General features: G+C 45.4%; 19 protein-coding genes. 4 read left to right on the top strand and 15 right to left on the bottom strand.

Annotation, left to right across the window (positions count from 1 at the left end; genetic code table 11):
* Nucleotides 1–14 precede the first annotated feature (14 nt).
* The gene (locus tag QUA88_RS06305) at nucleotides 15–368 is read right to left on the bottom strand and encodes a DUF3082 domain-containing protein (protein ID WP_333056726.1); all 354 of its coding nucleotides are present in this window, start codon (nucleotides 366–368) and stop codon (nucleotides 15–17) included.
* 183 nt (nucleotides 369–551) lie between these two features.
* Nucleotides 552–1,529: a 4-(cytidine 5'-diphospho)-2-C-methyl-D-erythritol kinase gene (ispE, locus tag QUA88_RS06300; RefSeq protein WP_333270841.1), complete on the bottom strand. Its 978-nt coding sequence runs from the start codon at nucleotides 1,527–1,529 to the stop codon at nucleotides 552–554.
* A gap of 90 nt (nucleotides 1,530–1,619) precedes the next feature.
* Between ispE and QUA88_RS06295 the strand changes: the two genes are divergently transcribed.
* A complete protein-coding gene (locus QUA88_RS06295) occupies nucleotides 1,620–3,146 on the top strand; it encodes an ATP-binding protein (RefSeq protein WP_333270839.1) in 1,527 nt (508 codons plus the stop codon).
* Between the two features lie 121 nt (nucleotides 3,147–3,267).
* On the opposite strand, the gene rsmA is transcribed toward QUA88_RS06295, so the two are convergent.
* Nucleotides 3,268–4,089 (bottom strand): 16S rRNA (adenine(1518)-N(6)/adenine(1519)-N(6))-dimethyltransferase RsmA, encoded by an 822-nt coding sequence (gene rsmA / locus QUA88_RS06290; protein ID WP_333209787.1) that lies wholly within the window; start codon nucleotides 4,087–4,089, stop codon nucleotides 3,268–3,270.
* Nucleotides 4,090–4,467: 378 nt separating this feature from the next.
* On the opposite strand from rsmA, the gene galK reads away from it, so the two are divergent.
* The gene (galK, locus tag QUA88_RS06285; RefSeq protein ID WP_333056721.1) at nucleotides 4,468–5,547 is read left to right on the top strand and encodes a galactokinase; all 1,080 of its coding nucleotides are present in this window, start codon (nucleotides 4,468–4,470) and stop codon (nucleotides 5,545–5,547) included.
* On the opposite strand, the gene QUA88_RS06280 is transcribed toward galK, so the two are convergent.
* From QUA88_RS06280 to QUA88_RS06245, 8 genes are all read right to left on the bottom strand, one after another.
* Complete coding sequence (locus tag QUA88_RS06280; protein ID WP_333209785.1) at nucleotides 5,537–5,911, bottom strand: signal peptidase I; 375 nt, start codon at nucleotides 5,909–5,911, stop codon at nucleotides 5,537–5,539. The two genes, galK and QUA88_RS06280, sit on opposite strands and share 11 nt — an antisense overlap.
* 547 nt (nucleotides 5,912–6,458) lie before the next feature.
* The gene (locus tag QUA88_RS06275; RefSeq protein ID WP_333056719.1) at nucleotides 6,459–7,151 is read right to left on the bottom strand and encodes an SRPBCC family protein; all 693 of its coding nucleotides are present in this window, start codon (nucleotides 7,149–7,151) and stop codon (nucleotides 6,459–6,461) included.
* Between the two features lie 18 nt (nucleotides 7,152–7,169).
* Nucleotides 7,170–7,421, bottom strand: a complete 252-nt coding sequence (locus QUA88_RS06270; RefSeq protein ID WP_333231423.1) for a hypothetical protein — start codon at nucleotides 7,419–7,421, stop codon at nucleotides 7,170–7,172.
* Entirely contained in the window at nucleotides 7,418–7,657 is a 240-nt protein-coding gene (locus QUA88_RS06265) for a hypothetical protein (protein WP_333056717.1), read from the bottom strand. The genes QUA88_RS06270 and QUA88_RS06265 overlap by 4 nt, the downstream gene beginning before the upstream one ends.
* A gap of 163 nt (nucleotides 7,658–7,820) precedes the next feature.
* Entirely contained in the window at nucleotides 7,821–8,027 is a 207-nt protein-coding gene (locus QUA88_RS06260) for a hypothetical protein (protein WP_333056716.1), read from the bottom strand.
* Between the two features lie 33 nt (nucleotides 8,028–8,060).
* On the bottom strand, nucleotides 8,061–9,083 hold the full coding sequence (locus tag QUA88_RS06255) for a DUF559 domain-containing protein (protein ID WP_333056715.1): 1,023 nt from the start codon (nucleotides 9,081–9,083) through the stop codon (nucleotides 8,061–8,063).
* Nucleotides 9,084–9,256: 173 nt separating this feature from the next.
* A complete protein-coding gene (locus tag QUA88_RS06250) occupies nucleotides 9,257–9,526 on the bottom strand; it encodes a ParE family toxin-like protein (RefSeq protein ID WP_333056714.1) in 270 nt (89 codons plus the stop codon).
* Nucleotides 9,523–9,753, bottom strand: coding sequence for a hypothetical protein (locus QUA88_RS06245; protein WP_293208071.1), 231 nt, complete (start codon nucleotides 9,751–9,753; stop codon nucleotides 9,523–9,525). Before QUA88_RS06245 ends, QUA88_RS06250 begins: the two co-directional genes overlap by 4 nt.
* Nucleotides 9,754–9,874: 121 nt before the next feature.
* Between QUA88_RS06245 and QUA88_RS06240 the strand changes: the two genes are divergently transcribed.
* The gene (locus QUA88_RS06240; RefSeq protein ID WP_333056713.1) at nucleotides 9,875–10,177 is read left to right on the top strand and encodes a DUF433 domain-containing protein; all 303 of its coding nucleotides are present in this window, start codon (nucleotides 9,875–9,877) and stop codon (nucleotides 10,175–10,177) included.
* 23 nt (nucleotides 10,178–10,200) lie between these two features.
* Here the strand turns inward: QUA88_RS06240 and QUA88_RS06235 are convergent, their stop codons facing one another.
* The 4 genes from QUA88_RS06235 to QUA88_RS06220 form a co-directional block, all read right to left on the bottom strand.
* On the bottom strand, nucleotides 10,201–10,449 hold the full coding sequence (locus QUA88_RS06235) for a type II toxin-antitoxin system RelE/ParE family toxin (RefSeq protein WP_333209837.1): 249 nt from the start codon (nucleotides 10,447–10,449) through the stop codon (nucleotides 10,201–10,203).
* An 8-nt stretch (nucleotides 10,450–10,457) separates the two neighbouring features.
* The gene (locus QUA88_RS06230) at nucleotides 10,458–10,697 is read right to left on the bottom strand and encodes a hypothetical protein (RefSeq protein WP_333056710.1); all 240 of its coding nucleotides are present in this window, start codon (nucleotides 10,695–10,697) and stop codon (nucleotides 10,458–10,460) included.
* A 244-nt stretch (nucleotides 10,698–10,941) separates the two neighbouring features.
* Nucleotides 10,942–11,919: a heme o synthase gene (locus QUA88_RS06225; RefSeq protein WP_333270831.1), complete on the bottom strand. Its 978-nt coding sequence runs from the start codon at nucleotides 11,917–11,919 to the stop codon at nucleotides 10,942–10,944.
* 307 nt (nucleotides 11,920–12,226) lie between these two features.
* Entirely contained in the window at nucleotides 12,227–13,138 is a 912-nt protein-coding gene (locus QUA88_RS06220) for a heme A synthase (RefSeq protein ID WP_333056707.1), read from the bottom strand.
* A gap of 906 nt (nucleotides 13,139–14,044) precedes the next feature.
* Between QUA88_RS06220 and QUA88_RS06215 the strand changes: the two genes are divergently transcribed.
* A complete protein-coding gene (locus QUA88_RS06215) occupies nucleotides 14,045–15,469 on the top strand; it encodes an ABC transporter substrate-binding protein (RefSeq protein WP_333270828.1) in 1,425 nt (474 codons plus the stop codon).
* Nucleotides 15,470–15,549: the final 80 nt, after the last annotated feature.

Below are 15,549 nucleotides of genomic sequence, written 5' to 3'. Positions count from 1 at the left end.
GCAACTGGTAGACTTCAAGCTGTAGGTTTCTTTAGCAACTTTTGAATCACAAGTTGCACAGCCAGCAGCATCAAACCCAAAGATGCAAAAGCAAAAACACCCGCACCCAAAGCCACAATCCCCATAACTAAAGTTCTCACAGCCGCGCCAATATTAATCGCAGTCACATTGTCAGAATGAATCGGGGAATTTGCAAAAGTTTGGACGATCGACAAAGTTAGCGCGTACAAAGCAGCCGCAAACCCGCCCGCGATCAGCGAACCCATCACGCACCGCAAAATCGTCGGCGGCGTGGAAGATGCAGAGGTTGCATCTTCAGCCGAACTCAGAGGTTTAGAAGTAGAATTTGGATTAGTTAAATCAGTCATGGCGATTTTAGATTTTAGATTTTAGATTTTAGATTTCTGGTTAATTCACCAAAACTAAAATCGGTGTTGCATGACATATTATCAGTTCTTCGATCTCAATAGACTCTGCGAAAAGTTAGATTAATCTTTACCCTCGCCTGTTAGACAGGTTTAACGGGCGATGGCGATCGCACCCTCTTCGAGTTACACCCTCGAAATCGGCGGTTTCGTCTCGTTTCCCTGCGAAAAAATCTGAATTCCAGTATTGCTAAACGGTGCTACCCAAAAATCCAAATCTGGAGAAGCGATCGCACTTTTAACCCGTTCCACAACCTGCTGAGCCTGCTCTGAAGACTCCGCCAGCGCAAACACCGTCGGCCCGGAACCCGACATCATCGTTCCCAAAACCCCCGCCGACTCAAAAGCCTCCCGCAACTGCAACACCTGCGGGTACACAGGTAAAGCAACTTTTTCTAAATCGTTGTGCAGCAATTGACCAATTTTCGATCGATCTTTTTGGGCGATCGCCCCCACCATCGGGCCCGAATGCAGCCGTTGCCGACGGCACTCCAAATCTTCCGCTGCACAATAGGAACTACTGAACTGCTGGCGATAAGTTTGATACGCCCATGCCGTAGAAATACTGAGATTCCGGTACTTGGCCAACACCACAGAAAAGCCACCCAAATCAGGCAGCGGCGACAGTTTATCCCCGCGACCAGTTGCCAAAGCCGTACCTCCCGCAATGCAAAAAGGCACATCCGAACCCAAAGTTCCCCCCAACTCTTGCAACTCCGACTGAGTAAGTCCCAATTGCCACAGCAAATCCATCCCGACTAAAACCGCAGCCGCATTAGCCGAACCGCCGGCAAGCCCCGCCGCCACTGGAATCTGCTTGTGAATGGCAATCTCGACTCCGCCGTATTTCGCCAAAGCATCGGGGAATTGCTTCGCCAACAAATCGGCCGCCCGGTAGGCCAGGTTATTCTTATCAGGAGGGACTTGCGGGTGATCGCAGCGCACGCGAATCGTGTCCGTACCGATCGCGCGCAAGTCAATTCGATCGGCTAAATCTATGCTTTGAAGTACCATCGCCAGTTCGTGGAATCCGTCGGGGCGATCGCCTATGATTTCCAGATACAGATTGATTTTTGCTGAAGCTAGCAGAGAATATGAACGCATAGGTGATTAAGCCGCAGGTGAAAGAAACCCCTGGTTGAAATTAATTGACACCAGTCAGAGTCCATTTTCTCACAACTCAAAGGAAATATTATGCAGGAAATGTGGAAAACTTTTTTTACTTCCGGGCCATTTATTCCTCACGGCCACTGCTATCTCTGGCATACCCCGTTAGTCTGGCTTCACCTTACCTCAGATTCAATCATTGCACTCGCGTATTTTTCGATTCCAATTACATTGGTTTATTTTATTTCCAAACGCGAAGATTTGCCATTTAATTGGATCTTTGCCCTGTTTGGAGCCTTTATCGTCGCCTGTGGCATCACTCACATATTTGAACTCTGGACACTTTGGCATCCCAACTATTGGCTTTCAGGAACAATGAAAGCAATTACTGCCCTTATTTCCTTTGCTACAGCCATACTTTTGGTAGACTTAATGCCTCAAGCCCTAGCACTTCCCAGTCCCGCACAGTTAGAATCCGCCAACAGACTCCTAGAAGCTGAAATTGTCGATCGCCAATTAGCCGAAGCTGCACTAAAAATAGCTAAAGAAGAATTAGAAATTCGAGTTGAGGAACGCACCGCAGAGTTAAAGACTCAAGCTCAACATTTAGCCTTGGCCAACCGACTCCTAGAAGCTGAAATTGTCGATCGCCAATTAGCCGAAGCTGCACTAAAAAAAGCTAAAGAAGAATTAGAAATTCGAGTTCAGGAACGCACCGCAGAGTTAAAGTCTCAAACTCAACAGCTCGAACAAGCCTTGTCTGAATTGAAGCAGGCTCAATCAAAGCTAATTCCTAGCGAAAAAATGTCATCTTTAGGGCAATTGGTCGCTGGGGTTGCTCATGAAATCAACAATCCGATTAACTTTATTTACGCGAATGTTACTCACGCTCGCGAGTATGCCGATAGTTTGCTAGAATTGGTGAATATCTATCAAAAACAGTATCCGAATCCCTTACCCACACTTAAAGAAAAACTCCAGTCTGTAGATTTAGATTTTATTATCTATGATCTACCAAAAATATTAATTTCTATGAAAAACGGGGCCGAGCGCATTCTCGGTATTGTCAAGTCGCTGCGAGTTTTTTCGCGCCATGACGAAGCCGATATGAAATTAGCCGATGTTCACGAAGGAATTGACAGCACACTGATGATTTTGCAAAGCAGATTGAATGCTAAGCCCGGTTTGGCGAATATTCAAGTTATCAAACAATATGGCAATTTACCCCGAATCGAGTGCTACCCCGGACAGCTAAATCAAGTGTTTATGAATATCCTGGCTAATGCTATTGATGCTTTAGAAGAGGACAGCCACAGCGAGTCGATTGCAGCCAATGAAGCTGATAGCCGCCTCATCAAAATTTCTACCCAACTTTCAGACAGTGAATTGGTAGAAATCCGAATTAGCAACAACGGGCCAGAAATAATCGAATCGGTGAAAAACCAGTTATTCAATCCATTTTTTACCACTAAACCAGTAGGCAAAGGCACGGGATTAGGATTATCTATTGGCTATCAAATTATCACAATAAGGCATAAAGGCGAATTGCAGTGTATTTCTGCACCGGGGAAAGGTGCAGAATTTATTATTCAAATTCCGATTAGCCTACAATAAGCCTTTAAAAATTTCCATAAAACCTAAATTCAACTATTAGTATTCAGACCAAAAAATACTTAAGAAATACCCCGATATCCGAATTATTTAAGCATTCGGGTATCTAACACAATCCTGAACTTCAAACCTCGCACATAAGATTATTGCTCAACTTTACCCATTGCTCCACGCTTAAATCTTCAGCGCGAGATTGAGGATTTATCTGTAACTCTTCTAGCAATTGAACGAGTTTATCTAAATCCACAGCCCCTTTCAAATTATTTCGCAGCATCTTGCGCTTGCTACCAAATCCCAACTTAACTAAATTCTCCAAATAGCGCGGATTAACCGCCGGAGTTTCTATCTGTCTGGGAAGCAGCCGCACCACGGCAGAATCGACTTTTGGCGGCGGAAAAAAGTCTTTAGACGGCACATCGCAAATTAACTCGCATTCTGCTAAATACTGCACCCGCACCGACAGCGCGCCAAAAGCTGTCGAACCCGGTTTAGCGTAAAGCCTTTGGGCCACTTCTTTCTGCACTAACAGCACGATCGCATCGAAGGGTTTAGCAGCAGGAACAGAGATTGTTCCCAGCAGTTTTTGCAGAATCGGGCCGGTAATATTATAAGGGATATTGGCAACAACTTTATTGGGATTTTGGAATTTGGGAAAGGCTGTTAGTTCAGCCTCTAAGTCCATTTCCAGGATGTCGCCTTGCAGCAATAAAAAATTGTCGGTTTTGCCGAGTTGTTTGGCTAGCTTGAGACACAAATCTCGATCGATCTCCACAGCAACAACAGACTCAGCCGCAGGCAGCAAACGCCGAGTCAAAATCCCCGTGCCCGGCCCAATTTCCAGGACGCGATCGCCATCCAAAGAAGCCGCTTTCACAATCTTATCTAAGGCTTTCTCGCTTTTGAGCCAATGTTGAGCAAACTGTTTCCGGGGTCTGGTCGATCGCATTTTTTGAATTTTTGGAGAAATCTTAGCCTGTCATTCTATCACAGGTCTATATCTTTTCCTAACCTACGGTCATGTTTATTTTTGTTAACAGGGGTTGAATTAACCAAAAAACTTGGGCACTATAATAAGGACAAACGATAAAAAATAAATTTATTTCTTCCCAATTACCAACAGCACAACACGTAAGTCACGGAGACACGGATAGCTGTTTTTCCAAATAACCAATAACAAATATAGCAATTTTTGCAGGAGTCGTAATTTTTTTACCCCACCCCAACCCTCCCCTTATCAAGGGGAGGGAGTAAGAAATTTACAAATGATTTAGGATTGCTATAACCAATAACAAATAACCAACAACCAATTACCACTTCCCCAAAAATGAAATTCCAACGAGTATTTGGTACATTACCCAAAACCACAGCCAGCGCCCCCGGCAGAGTAAACCTGCTGGGCGAACACACAGACTACAACGATGGATTTGTACTTCCAACAGCGATTCCCCAGCGCACCACAGTACAAATCGGCTTCAGCAGCGACGATCGCCACCATTTTTATTCAGCAGAATATGACGAACTGATAAATTATTCAGACGACGATACCATACCGCAAAAATTTGTCACTTATATCTGTGGCTGCCTCAGACTTTTAGAAAAAGAAGGATACAAAATACCGCCAATAAATCTCTACATTACCTCGACTGTGCCGATCGGAGCCGGTTTGTCCAGCAGCGCCGCTTTAGAAATAGCAACCCTCAGAGGAGTGCGCGCCCTGCTGAACCTCCCCATAGACGACGTGCGCCTAGCTCAAATCGGACAGCTAGCCGAAATCCGATATGCCGGCTTGAACTGTGGGATCATGGATCAAATGGCGTCGAGTTTAGCAGACACCAACACCATGCTATTAATCGACACCCGCAGCCTCGAATGCCGCCCGATACCTTTTCCCGCAAACACAGAAATTTTAATAATTGACAGTGGCGAAAGCCACCAACTAGCAGCCGGAAGCGGCTACAACCAGCGGCGCGCCGAGTGTGAGGAATCCGCCCGGATATTGGGAGTTAAAGCTCTTAGGGATATAACCGATCCCCAAGCTGTCGAAGTATTACCGGAACCTCTGAGAAGACGAGCGCGCCACGTCGTTACCGAAAACAACCGCGTGCTAGAAGCAGTAAAATCTTTGTCAGCCAAACGTTTTGGCGAGTTAATGAATGCTTCCCACGCCAGTCAGCGCGACGACTACGAAGTTTCGGTGCCGGCAGTAGACACGCTGGCGGCCATCTTGCAGTCAATCCCCGGAGTCTTCGGCGCAAGGCTGACGGGCGGAGGTTTTGGCGGTGCTTGCGTAGCCTTGGTGGAGAGTGGGAAAGCGGGTGTTATTGCATCCGAGGCGATCGATCGCTACCAGCGCGCGGGTTATAGCGGCCGCGTTTTGGTTCCCGAAATTCCAGTTAATTCTTAACTCCAGAACTATCTCCCGGTAGGGAAGGCCACCGCACAGTCACGATTACCGAATCCTCCTCCGCAGACCAATAATGAGGCACTCCCGGCCGCCAGAGAGCATAATCTCCTTCGCGAGACAGCAAGATTTCTTGCTCTGGAAATTGCAGGCGAAACCGGCCTTTTACCAGGATAGAAAGCGTCGTGGCTTGTGCATTTACCGCCCACTGAGTCCTACAATCTCCGGCGGGGTGAGTGCCCCATTTTACCTCTAATACAGAAGTCGATCGCGGGTCATCTTCCGGCGTCATAAAGTGACCCGCAAACCAACCGCCCCGACTTGCCCCTTCAGCGCCCGCATTTCCGAAAACCACTTGAGATGACATCAGCTAATCCGGTAAACAACAAATAGCTTGAGAGCACCAACTCTACGTTTTGTACTCAAGGACATCCCGCACGATCGCTCGTGTCGTAGGGACACTCCAAGAGTCCAGAGGTGTCAACTTAACGTACAACCGATAGTCCCACAGTCCGACAGGGGTTGAAACCCCTGCCTCAAAGCTAAAGTCGTCTGAAGACGACTAATGAGTTTTTCAGTCCTCTTTGAGAGGACTTTCGCTATGAGACAGGGAATTCATTCCCTGGCGGACTAACTCCAACAGTCCATAGGTGTCAACTTAACGTACAACCGATAGTCCGACAGGGGTTGAAACCCCTGCCTCAAAGCTAAAGTCGTCTCAAAGAGGACTAATGAGTTTTTCAGTCCTCTTTGAGAGGACTTTCGCTATGAGACAGGGAATTCATTCCCTGGCGGACTAAGGTGTGGGCGGGAGGACTGGTGGACAAAAAGCTTAAGTTGAACACCTATGGGCTTGTCCTAAGTCCCTACAGTCGCCGTGTTCCTACAAGGGCTTACCACCAAAAGTGCGATACTTACTTGCGGCCCGAAGGTTGACCTTCCGTAGTCGCTATTTCCCCAGCTTCCATCAACTGCTTAAAGCGACGTAAATCATCTGCAATTTGCTGTTCGGGAGCTTCGCCAAATAGTTTAGCAGCACCAGCACCAATTGCACCGCCCGGAGGGTTGTATTCGATGACAACTTTTACCTCAGTACCGCGTCCCGCTGGTGCCGCTTGAAAGCGCACAAAACCCGAATTGTCAACATCAGCCCCTTCCACAGACGCCCAAGCAATTAAGCGATTTTCTTCTTCGCGGACAATCTCTGCATCCCATTCCACACTATTGCCCATCGGCGCGCTAGCAATCCAGTGAGAACGTGTTTCATCGATTACCGTAACGTGTTTGAGATGCTTCATAAACCGAGGCAAGTTTTCAAAATTGCGCCATAAACGGTACAATTCATCCGCCGGTTTGTCGATCGTCACCGTCTTTTCAACTTTAATGCTTTGATTCGGATCTGCGGCCGACTGCAAACCCTCCACAACCCCCAGACCGCGCGCCGCTAAACCACCACCCGCAACCGCCAGCAAAGCACCTCTCAAAGAACGCTGCGACAAACCAAAAAGCACCAGCGCCCCGCCACCAATTAAAGATGCCCAGCGTTCGGTATCGCCGCTGCTACTTTGGTTTTGTTTGTCAGAATTTGTCATTGAAGTAGATTCCATTGGTTTAAACCTCGTGAATTAATAGCGAAAAATAGCAGCTAAAGGTGCCTCGTCCGGCACTTGTTCCGGCGGCATCGCGTAAACAGTTCCGCCGTTGAGAATAGTTTGAATTGCTGCGGCATTCAACAAATCTTCGTCGCCCAATTCTGCATCTGGGTGGATTTGCACCGCGTTCGTATCGGGATTAAAAGTACCCCACTGATGAACGCCAAGAGCCACAAATAGTCGATCGACCCGTCCAAAATAAGCAGCCGAAACAGCTTCTTTCAAATCAGCAGAAATTTTATCGCTGCTTCTGCTCGGACTGGCTCTAGCAATCCCACCGCTTCTTTCTTGTCAAATCCGTACTCTACTATTTTTTGTTCAGCCTCTCTGATTAAATTTTTGAACCGAATCGGATTTTGTTGAGTTTCTGTTCCTTGAGCGACTGGCATATAAATTGATACGCACAATCCCGGAGATTGTTGTACCAGTGCTTTGAGTTCCTCTGCAGATATTAAGTTCACCGCTGAAACTCTTTTTCTAATAAGGGGTTGTGTAATGAAAACAACAGATTCTTTAAAATGTATCTTTCCTGGCGGGGCTCCTGCGTCTGCCTAAAGTAATGATCGCCTGCTGTAGAGCATTTCATCTCCGAACTAAAACGGGGGTTTAAAGCTCTTGTCGCTTTTACTGCCCGCGTCCTGGTTTGCAATCTACGAAACCTAATGCTTCTGTGTCGAGAAAACTGGCGATCGCCATTTCGATCAGCGCTTCGATCGGATATTCAATTTCCGCAGCACGCGCGATTAGAGCTGCTTTAATTCGTTCTGGCAAACGTCCCAAAATAACTTCGGCATCAGCAGGAGAAAGTTGTTCTTGAAGTTTGGCTTGCATGGCATTCACCTTTGGGTTGGAATTTGAACGTTGTTAGGTTGCGTGTGCTATCAGATCGTGACGTTTGAATAGGTTGACCAGAAAATGCTCTACTATTATTTCCGCTTCACTTTCGTTATTAAGTTCATAACCTCCAAATCGATACACTTCATAACCACATAGCTTTAGCCGTCTATCTTCAGCAACCATTTCAGAATATAGCCTTGGACTGGCTGTATCTTCTTCAGCATAATGCTGCTTCCCGTCAATTTCTATTACTATCCTTATTCGATCTGATAGCAGAAACAAAAAATCCATTCTTTGGCGCACCAAGCGACGCCGAGCTTGCAACTGCTTAAGTGTATACGGGTCATAGTGCAAATAAACTTGTGGGACTAGAGCCGGAAGTTTCTCGTTGAATGACTCATAAAACTTCTTAAAATAACTTCTCCAAAATAACTTCTCCGGCTGAGAACTAAATGATTTATCCAAACGAGAATATAGTTTTCGGCCGACCTCTCTATCTGATTCGTTATTTAGTTGTTCTCTCTCCCTCCACCAATCAACAAGCTCCTTCCAAAGAAGACCGTGTGACTTGATTGGACGATCGTATATGAGACAATAATCCGCATTTTTGACTATCTCAATATCGTTGCTGACTGAATCAGAGAAGATGATTTCTGGCTTTGGTCCAGTCGCTGCAAAAATCAAATTCTTAACGTTGTTACCTACCCCCAGATTGGCAGGGTAAACTCTATAACCATTCTTGTCTACTGTAAAACCGTGCTTTTCACAAAGCAAGCGTAATTCTTGTTTCCTCTCCTCACTAATCCAACTTATAAGTAATGTGTTTTCTAAAACTTTCACAAACTTTCGGATCGACTCCATACTTTCCCAATTTAGGGAAGCATAATAATCTTCAACAAGTGATCTACGAGTTCCACTTGAATTCTTCTCGGATTTTCCCTGTGCAATTCCAGCAGCAGTAAAAATATCATTGATGTTACGTACCACCAAATTATCTACACAGAATTCACGGAACTCTGTTTTCAAAATTTCAACATTTGGTGTCATCATAAAATAGTCTCATTAGGACAATCTCATCGCTTGCTTACTGCAATAAATTTAACAATTATTTTGAAACCTTTGTCTCTAGCTTACTTCATTTATCGCCCAAAACTCACACCGCGATATAATTCTGCGATCGCCATTTACGGTAGCGGGGGGTTGACGAATTCGATCGCCTTAAACTACATCCGTTTCAGCAATTCATCGTACTCGTCGTGTACACCAATCCAGTACCAGTAAATACGATCGGCTTCCAATAAACCTAAAACACGATAATTGATACTGATACGAGCAGAATAAATCGGTTGCTTCTGACTGACTCGCTTGAACTGAAGACTTGGATGATAAGGATCATCCTGCCAAAGGGCATAAGCTTTATCGGCTTGTTCCTGAACTGATGCAGGAAGACTCTCTAGCCGCGTGCGAAATGACTTTGTAACACTTGATTTCATTTTTGTGTTGGGAAAACCTCATCAAGTGGAACCGTTTCTCCTCCCGCAATTTCTTGACGTACCATTGCAGCCATCTGATCCCATTGATCGTCTGTCGTGTCAGCAAAACGAGTTTCCCATTTTTGCTCGTCCTGCAACTCTGCCAAAAACCGAGCCGCGATCGCATCTTGCCGATCGGGTGGGAGTTTTTGGATTTGGGCGATCGCCTGTTGAAGGAGTTCAGTCATGATTTTGTTTGAAACCTGTATCTCTAGCTTACTTCATTTATCGATCGAAATTCACACCGCGATATAATTCTGCGATCGCTATGCTGTAATAGAGATCAGTCCCTTCAAACTTCCATAGTTTATGACCACAGCAGTATCTATTGACATTGGTACGCTCATTACACGCACTCCCGAACTGCACGGTGGATGTCCCCACATCCTCGGTAAAGGTGTTACCGTTCGCCGGATTGTAACCTGGTACAAGCGAGGATTGAATGCTGAAGAGATTTGCGATCGCATTTCTCATCTCACCCTCGCCGAAGTCTACGCCGCATTAACTTACTATCATGCCAACACCGCAGAAATTGAAACTGATTTGCTCCATCAAGCAGCAGAAGCCAAGCGTCTTGAAGCTTTGTACAGCAACTTTGGTAAAGAAGCATGAGTGAGATAGTAGGTGAAGAAACATCATGCTTTGTAAACATCTTTCCGATGTTTGCATTGTAATAGGAGAATGATTAGTTCTTCATCGCCGATTTCATAACGAACGCGATAATCACCGATCCGAATACGGTACTCATTGTCAGCACCTTTGAGCTTGACCACCCCATCTGGGCGCGGGTTTTCGGCAAGTTGCAAAATCTTGACAGCGATACGATCGTAGACATCATTGGGCAGGGCATCTAGCTGCTTTTGTACAGCTTTAGGGGTAAGGATAGTTTAAGTCATGTCGATTTATTTGCCCGCCCGGCCATATATCGATCGAAAGTTGTGTAATCTCCAGCTTTGTAATCAGCACGGGCCGCTTCAATTTCGGCAATATCTTCTGGATAATCGTCCTCATCCGGGAATAATTCAGCTTCCAAAAATTCCCATATCTTGTATCTTTCAGCAATTCCCAGTGACGAAATAGCTTCCAGCAGTGATTGAAATGAGATGTCTACTTTCACAGTATTCTCAGCCATCAGAACTTTCCTCCTACTTTAATTTTACACTTAGTATATTTATTCAAGATGCTCAAAGTAGCTGGAATGTGATTTTATATTTAGCTAAATGGTTTCTGTCATGTTCTTTCGCTCTTTTTTTTACCGCAGATTAAAGCAGATTTACGCACATTTACGCAGATGGAAGAATGACTATTGCTATTTTACCATAAACAAAACCCGCAAGATGCGGGCTTCATTTTAATCATGGCAATTTAACTAATTACTACATCACAACTGCACTCATCAAAGTTTGCACATTTTGTACAAGAGCAGTAGTCAAATTATGAGTCACAGGCAAACTGTCAACGACTATTCCAGCGCACAATAGCATCAGGTACAGAATAGAGTATTTGAAGAGCGATCGCGCAACAATCTTATCCTCTGGAGTCTGCAACAGCAACCAAGCTTTTTGGGCAAAAATAGCACCGAGGAAAATAGCTGTTCCCGCATACACCGCGCCGGCTAAATTCAGGGGATAAACTAGCAGCAAAGTTGCAGGAATCATCAATAGCGTGTAAATCCAAATTTGGCGGGCTGTCTCTTCGTCGCCCTCAATTACAGGTAACATGGGCACGCCTACTTCCTTGTATTCATCGCGAATCATCATTGCTAATGCCCAAAAATGCGGCGGTGTCCACAGGAATATTATCCCAAACAGCAGCCACGCACCCCAACTCAAATCTCCTGTCACCGCAGCCCACCCAACTAGCGGCGGAATCGCCCCTGCTGCACCGCCGATGACGATGTTTTGCACGCTGTGACGCTTCAGCCAGTGGGTGTAAATTAGGACATAGAAAAGGATGCCTGACATTGCTAGCAATGCGGCTAATAAGTTGGCAACAACTGTGAGCAATGTAAAGGATATTGTAGCTAGGGCGATCGCAAATATCAAAGCATCCCGCTTCTTGACACGCCCCGAAGGAATCGGCCGCCACCGGGTGCGCTCCATAATATAATCGATGTCGCTGTCGTAAACACAATTAATCGTATTCGCCGACGCAGAAGCTAAAGCGCCTCCAGTAATAGTTGATACCAGTAATAGCGGGTCTACTTCTCCTTTTGCCGCCATCCACATTCCTGCTGATGTCGTGATTAGCAGCAGTAAAATAATTCTGGGTTTTGTTAGTTGATAGTAACTTTTCACGACTTGCGAAAAGTTTTCGTGGAGACGGGGGCTATTGTTTGTAAGAACTTCTTGCATCGGTTATTAGTTGTTAGTTTTCAGTTGTCAGTTAGTTGTCATTGGTTCGTAGGGGCGGGTTTTACGAGAGATATCTGCCGTAGCTAAAAGGATTAATAAACCCGCCCCCACCGACGAGAGATAAATCAGCCCTCTCTTACTCAAGGAATAGATAAATCTGCGTTTTAGAGAGTGTCCGGTTGATTGGTGCTTGTCTGGGCGGGGCGGGTTTAGGAAACTGTTGGCTTTTATCGAGAATGATGGTGAACCCGCCCCTACAAGACCTTGGATTATAATAATAACGATGCTACCGGACATAATATTACTCTCAAGCTGATAAAACTCGATCGCGCCAAGCTAAAACACTAAAAGCTATCAGGGTTCCCAGCAAAGCAGCACCGACTGCTTGGTGGGCGACTGTCAGCGGTTCTACCTGAAGGTGCAGCCGGAATGTTGCTAATCCCAGAACTAATTGAGCCATTAGGCAAACACTCGCCCAGTTAGCCAGTTTTCGCAAATTTGGACTCAGTGCAGGCTGCCGCCAAGCCATGACTGCTACTGCTAAAGTCGCTGCTGTAGCTGGTACGATACCGGCGATGTGGCTGTTCATTACCGAGCACAATTCTGAGGAGTCCAAACATTGGTGCAGTGCCCATCTAGAGCCTACTAATGCTCCTAGCAAACTTTGCAGGTAAACTAACAATGCTGCGATCGAACTTACCCAAGCTAATTTGCCGACATTTCCTGTAGCTTGGTAGGGAGTCAGCATGAAACCGATGACTAGCAGGGCGCCAAAAAATAGTAAAGCTGTTCCCAAGTGAGCGGTAACGATGTCAAATCTCAGCAGTTGTGTTACTGTCAAGCCGCCCAATACGCCTTGAAAAACGATTAAAAATAGTGCTCCGGCGCTCGCCCAAGGCAGCCATTTTGGCAGGCGGCTGCGGTAAAACAAAGATAGTCCTAAAAGTGCGATCGCGCTCAGGCCAATCGCTGCTGCGTCCAATCGGTGAAACCATTCCAGAAATACCTGCAAATTCATTTGCGCTGCAGGTATTAATTGACCGTAGCACAGCGGCCAGTCGGGGCAAGCGAGCCCCGCATTCATGACTCGCGTGGCGCTGCCTACTGCCATTAACAGCCAGGTTGCGATCGCAATTTTCCACACTAAGCCGCGGATAATATCTTTTGGCTGCCACTGCACTCCTGCTGCTTTTGGCTGATTTAAAACTGAGTTTGCCATGAACTTTACCTTAGCCTTTGTTATCGATCGAACTTAATGAAATAGCGAGCTTTTACTTTTGCTGAGCTTAGCTGAGCTTAACACTCTTTTTCGGTGACAAACCGTCATATATACTACCTTAGCGACATCGCAATCCAATTAGTTTGTCTTTAGATATTTTTCAACTTTCCTCTTTACATTACAAAGTATTGCAGCTATTTTTATAAATTTCAACAAACTTTAATTATTTTACCCAACCCTTTGCTGTTACAGCCTCCCTCCCACTGCCACTCGCGGAGAAAAATAAAGATATCATTAAGAAAAGCTTTTTTTTAAAGGTTTATGATATATACCCAACTTTAACGTAAAAATTTGTAACTAAATACAGGAATGAAGAGTTACCCCCTAGGTGTTATTCAAGGTAGTTCTCAGGTTTACTCACCTTAGATTGTATAATTCAGTTCCAACACTCAGCGTTTTATCTAATCCACCAGTTATCATTTCTTGCCTGCTTAACTAAATTGGGAATGGAGGAAGTGGCGCTCTTGCAGGGTAGGGTTCACTAATCTTTGAATCGGTAACTTATAAAAATTCCTGCACTTTTCTGGTGGAACCACCTTGAAGGCATTCAGACTAAACAGTGCGAGCGCTATTTTTACTAGGCCAATGTTACTGAATTATATCATGTCCGGGCGATCGCATATAATAAGGGAGTAGTGACTACTGGATTTTAGGCTTGCATGGTGCCTCAGCTCCGAAAGCATCAATTGATAGATAAAATTACCCTATCTGACGCACCATACATCAATTCGGGATCGCCAAGTTAAAATCACTTTTTCTCCTCGATCAAGGTTTTTTACTTGCTCCTAATAACTAATGACAATGACTAATGACTTCGTTATTTCAAAAATCTAAAAATGTAAAATTATGTCACAAAAAAATGAAACTGCTGTTCTCATCTTATCCCTCCTAATTACGATCGGACTAGCCGGTGCAGGTATTTGGTGGCTGACAAGCCGAGGCGGCATCAATGTCGGGGGTTTATCACCCCAAAATCCGACATTTCCCAAGCCTCCGACTAATTCGTCGCAGTCAGATCAGGCAATTGAGCAGCGTCTGAGTGCCGGACAAAAAGTGTTAATTCCAGAGCAAGCCACAACAACTAAACAAGCAGCAGTACAGGCGATCGCATCTGGCAACTATAACGCAGCTATTTCCGACTTACAAGCTTCGCTGAAAACCAATCGCAACGATCCCGAAGCCTTAATTTACCTCAACAACGCCCGCATCGGCGATCGGAAATCCTACACAATTGCCGCCGCAGTTCCCATTGGAGGCGATATCAATGCGGCTCTAGAAATTCTGCGGGGCGTAGCTCAAGCTCAAAATGAAATCAACCAAAGAGGCGGCGTTAGCGGGACTCCATTAAAAGTGCTAATTGCTAAGGATGACAACAACCAAGAAATGGCTGCCCAAATTGCTACTGCTTTAGCAAATAATTCGGAGATTATAGGAGTAATTGGGCATTTTGGTTCAGATACAACGCTAGCAGCTAGCAAGATTTACCAGCAAAAACAATTAGTAGCAATTTCTCCAACAAGTACGTCAGTGCAGCTCTCAGGATCTGCCAAAAATACATTTCGGACTGTGCCGAGCGATCGGTTTGCGGCTAATGCTCTTTCGCGCTATATGGTGGGAAAATTGCAAAAGCAAAAAGCTGCTGTATTTTTTAATTCTGCCAGCAGTTACAGCAAATCTTTAAAAGATGAATTCACTACTGCAGTTTACGGAGATGGCGGACAAATAGTATCAGAATTTGACTTTGCTAAGGGCAATTTTAATGCCGCTGATAGTGTTAAAAGTGCGATCGCCCAAGGAGCAGAAGTGATTCTGTTAGCATCCGATTCAACCACGATCGACCAAGCTTTGCAAGTAGTGCAAGTAAACGCCAAACGGCTGCCATTACTAGCGGGAGACGGTGCTTATACTGCTAAAACACTGCAAATAGGTGGCGCAGGAGCAACAGATATGGTGCTGGCTGTTCCTTGGCACATTCTCGCAGATCCGCAGTCCAACTTTCCCCAAACATCCAAACAACTTTGGAATGCTGAAGTAAGTTGGCGCACAGCTTTAGCCTACGATGCGACGATCGCGTTAATTGCCGGTTTAGAGCGCAATCCGACTCGTACAGGCATTCAACAAGCGTTATCGGCGTCAGATTTTTCGGCAAATGGAGCATCCGGCCCGATTCGGTTTTTACCTTCGGGCGATCGTAATCGCGCAGTTCAATTAGTAACTGTTAAACCCGGAAATCGCACCAGTTACGGTTACGAATTTGTGCCGATTAATTAAAAAACAAGTTCTGGTCATTTGTCTATGTATAAGCTGTTCTCCATTTAAATTGTGTGTCAAAAATCACTCAAATTATTGTG

The organism is Microcoleus sp. D3_18_C2, from assembly GCF_036702395.1.
In the GTDB taxonomy this organism is placed as follows: domain Bacteria; phylum Cyanobacteriota; class Cyanobacteriia; order Cyanobacteriales; family Microcoleaceae; genus Microcoleus.
The sequence above is the reverse complement of the archived record's forward strand: the minus strand, read 5'-3'. Positions and strand labels throughout refer to the sequence as shown.

Excerpts from the sequence above, each read along its gene's own strand:
- QUA88_RS06275 (WP_333056719.1), bottom strand. The coding sequence starts at position 7,151 with ATGGAATCTACTTCAATGACAAATTCTGACAAACAAAACCAAAGTAGC.
- QUA88_RS06295 (WP_333270839.1), top strand. The coding sequence starts at position 1,620 with ATGCAGGAAATGTGGAAAACTTTTTTTACTTCCGGGCCATTTATTCCT.
- QUA88_RS06250 (WP_333056714.1), bottom strand. The coding sequence starts at position 9,526 with ATGAAATCAAGTGTTACAAAGTCATTTCGCACGCGGCTAGAGAGTCTT.
- ispE (WP_333270841.1), bottom strand. The coding sequence starts at position 1,529 with ATGCGTTCATATTCTCTGCTAGCTTCAGCAAAAATCAATCTGTATCTG.
- QUA88_RS06220 (WP_333056707.1), bottom strand. The coding sequence starts at position 13,138 with ATGGCAAACTCAGTTTTAAATCAGCCAAAAGCAGCAGGAGTGCAGTGG.
- QUA88_RS06305 (WP_333056726.1), bottom strand. The coding sequence starts at position 368 with ATGACTGATTTAACTAATCCAAATTCTACTTCTAAACCTCTGAGTTCG.
- galK (WP_333056721.1), top strand. The coding sequence starts at position 4,468 with ATGAAATTCCAACGAGTATTTGGTACATTACCCAAAACCACAGCCAGC.
- QUA88_RS06280 (WP_333209785.1), bottom strand. The coding sequence starts at position 5,911 with ATGTCATCTCAAGTGGTTTTCGGAAATGCGGGCGCTGAAGGGGCAAGT.
- QUA88_RS06225 (WP_333270831.1), bottom strand. The coding sequence starts at position 11,919 with ATGCAAGAAGTTCTTACAAACAATAGCCCCCGTCTCCACGAAAACTTT.
- QUA88_RS06215 (WP_333270828.1), top strand. The coding sequence starts at position 14,045 with ATGTCACAAAAAAATGAAACTGCTGTTCTCATCTTATCCCTCCTAATT.
- QUA88_RS06245 (WP_293208071.1), bottom strand. The coding sequence starts at position 9,753 with ATGACTGAACTCCTTCAACAGGCGATCGCCCAAATCCAAAAACTCCCA.
- QUA88_RS06255 (WP_333056715.1), bottom strand. The coding sequence starts at position 9,083 with ATGATGACACCAAATGTTGAAATTTTGAAAACAGAGTTCCGTGAATTC.
- QUA88_RS06230 (WP_333056710.1), bottom strand. The coding sequence starts at position 10,697 with ATGGCTGAGAATACTGTGAAAGTAGACATCTCATTTCAATCACTGCTG.
- QUA88_RS06240 (WP_333056713.1), top strand. The coding sequence starts at position 9,875 with ATGACCACAGCAGTATCTATTGACATTGGTACGCTCATTACACGCACT.
- rsmA (WP_333209787.1), bottom strand. The coding sequence starts at position 4,089 with ATGCGATCGACCAGACCCCGGAAACAGTTTGCTCAACATTGGCTCAAA.
- QUA88_RS06260 (WP_333056716.1), bottom strand. The coding sequence starts at position 8,027 with ATGCAAGCCAAACTTCAAGAACAACTTTCTCCTGCTGATGCCGAAGTT.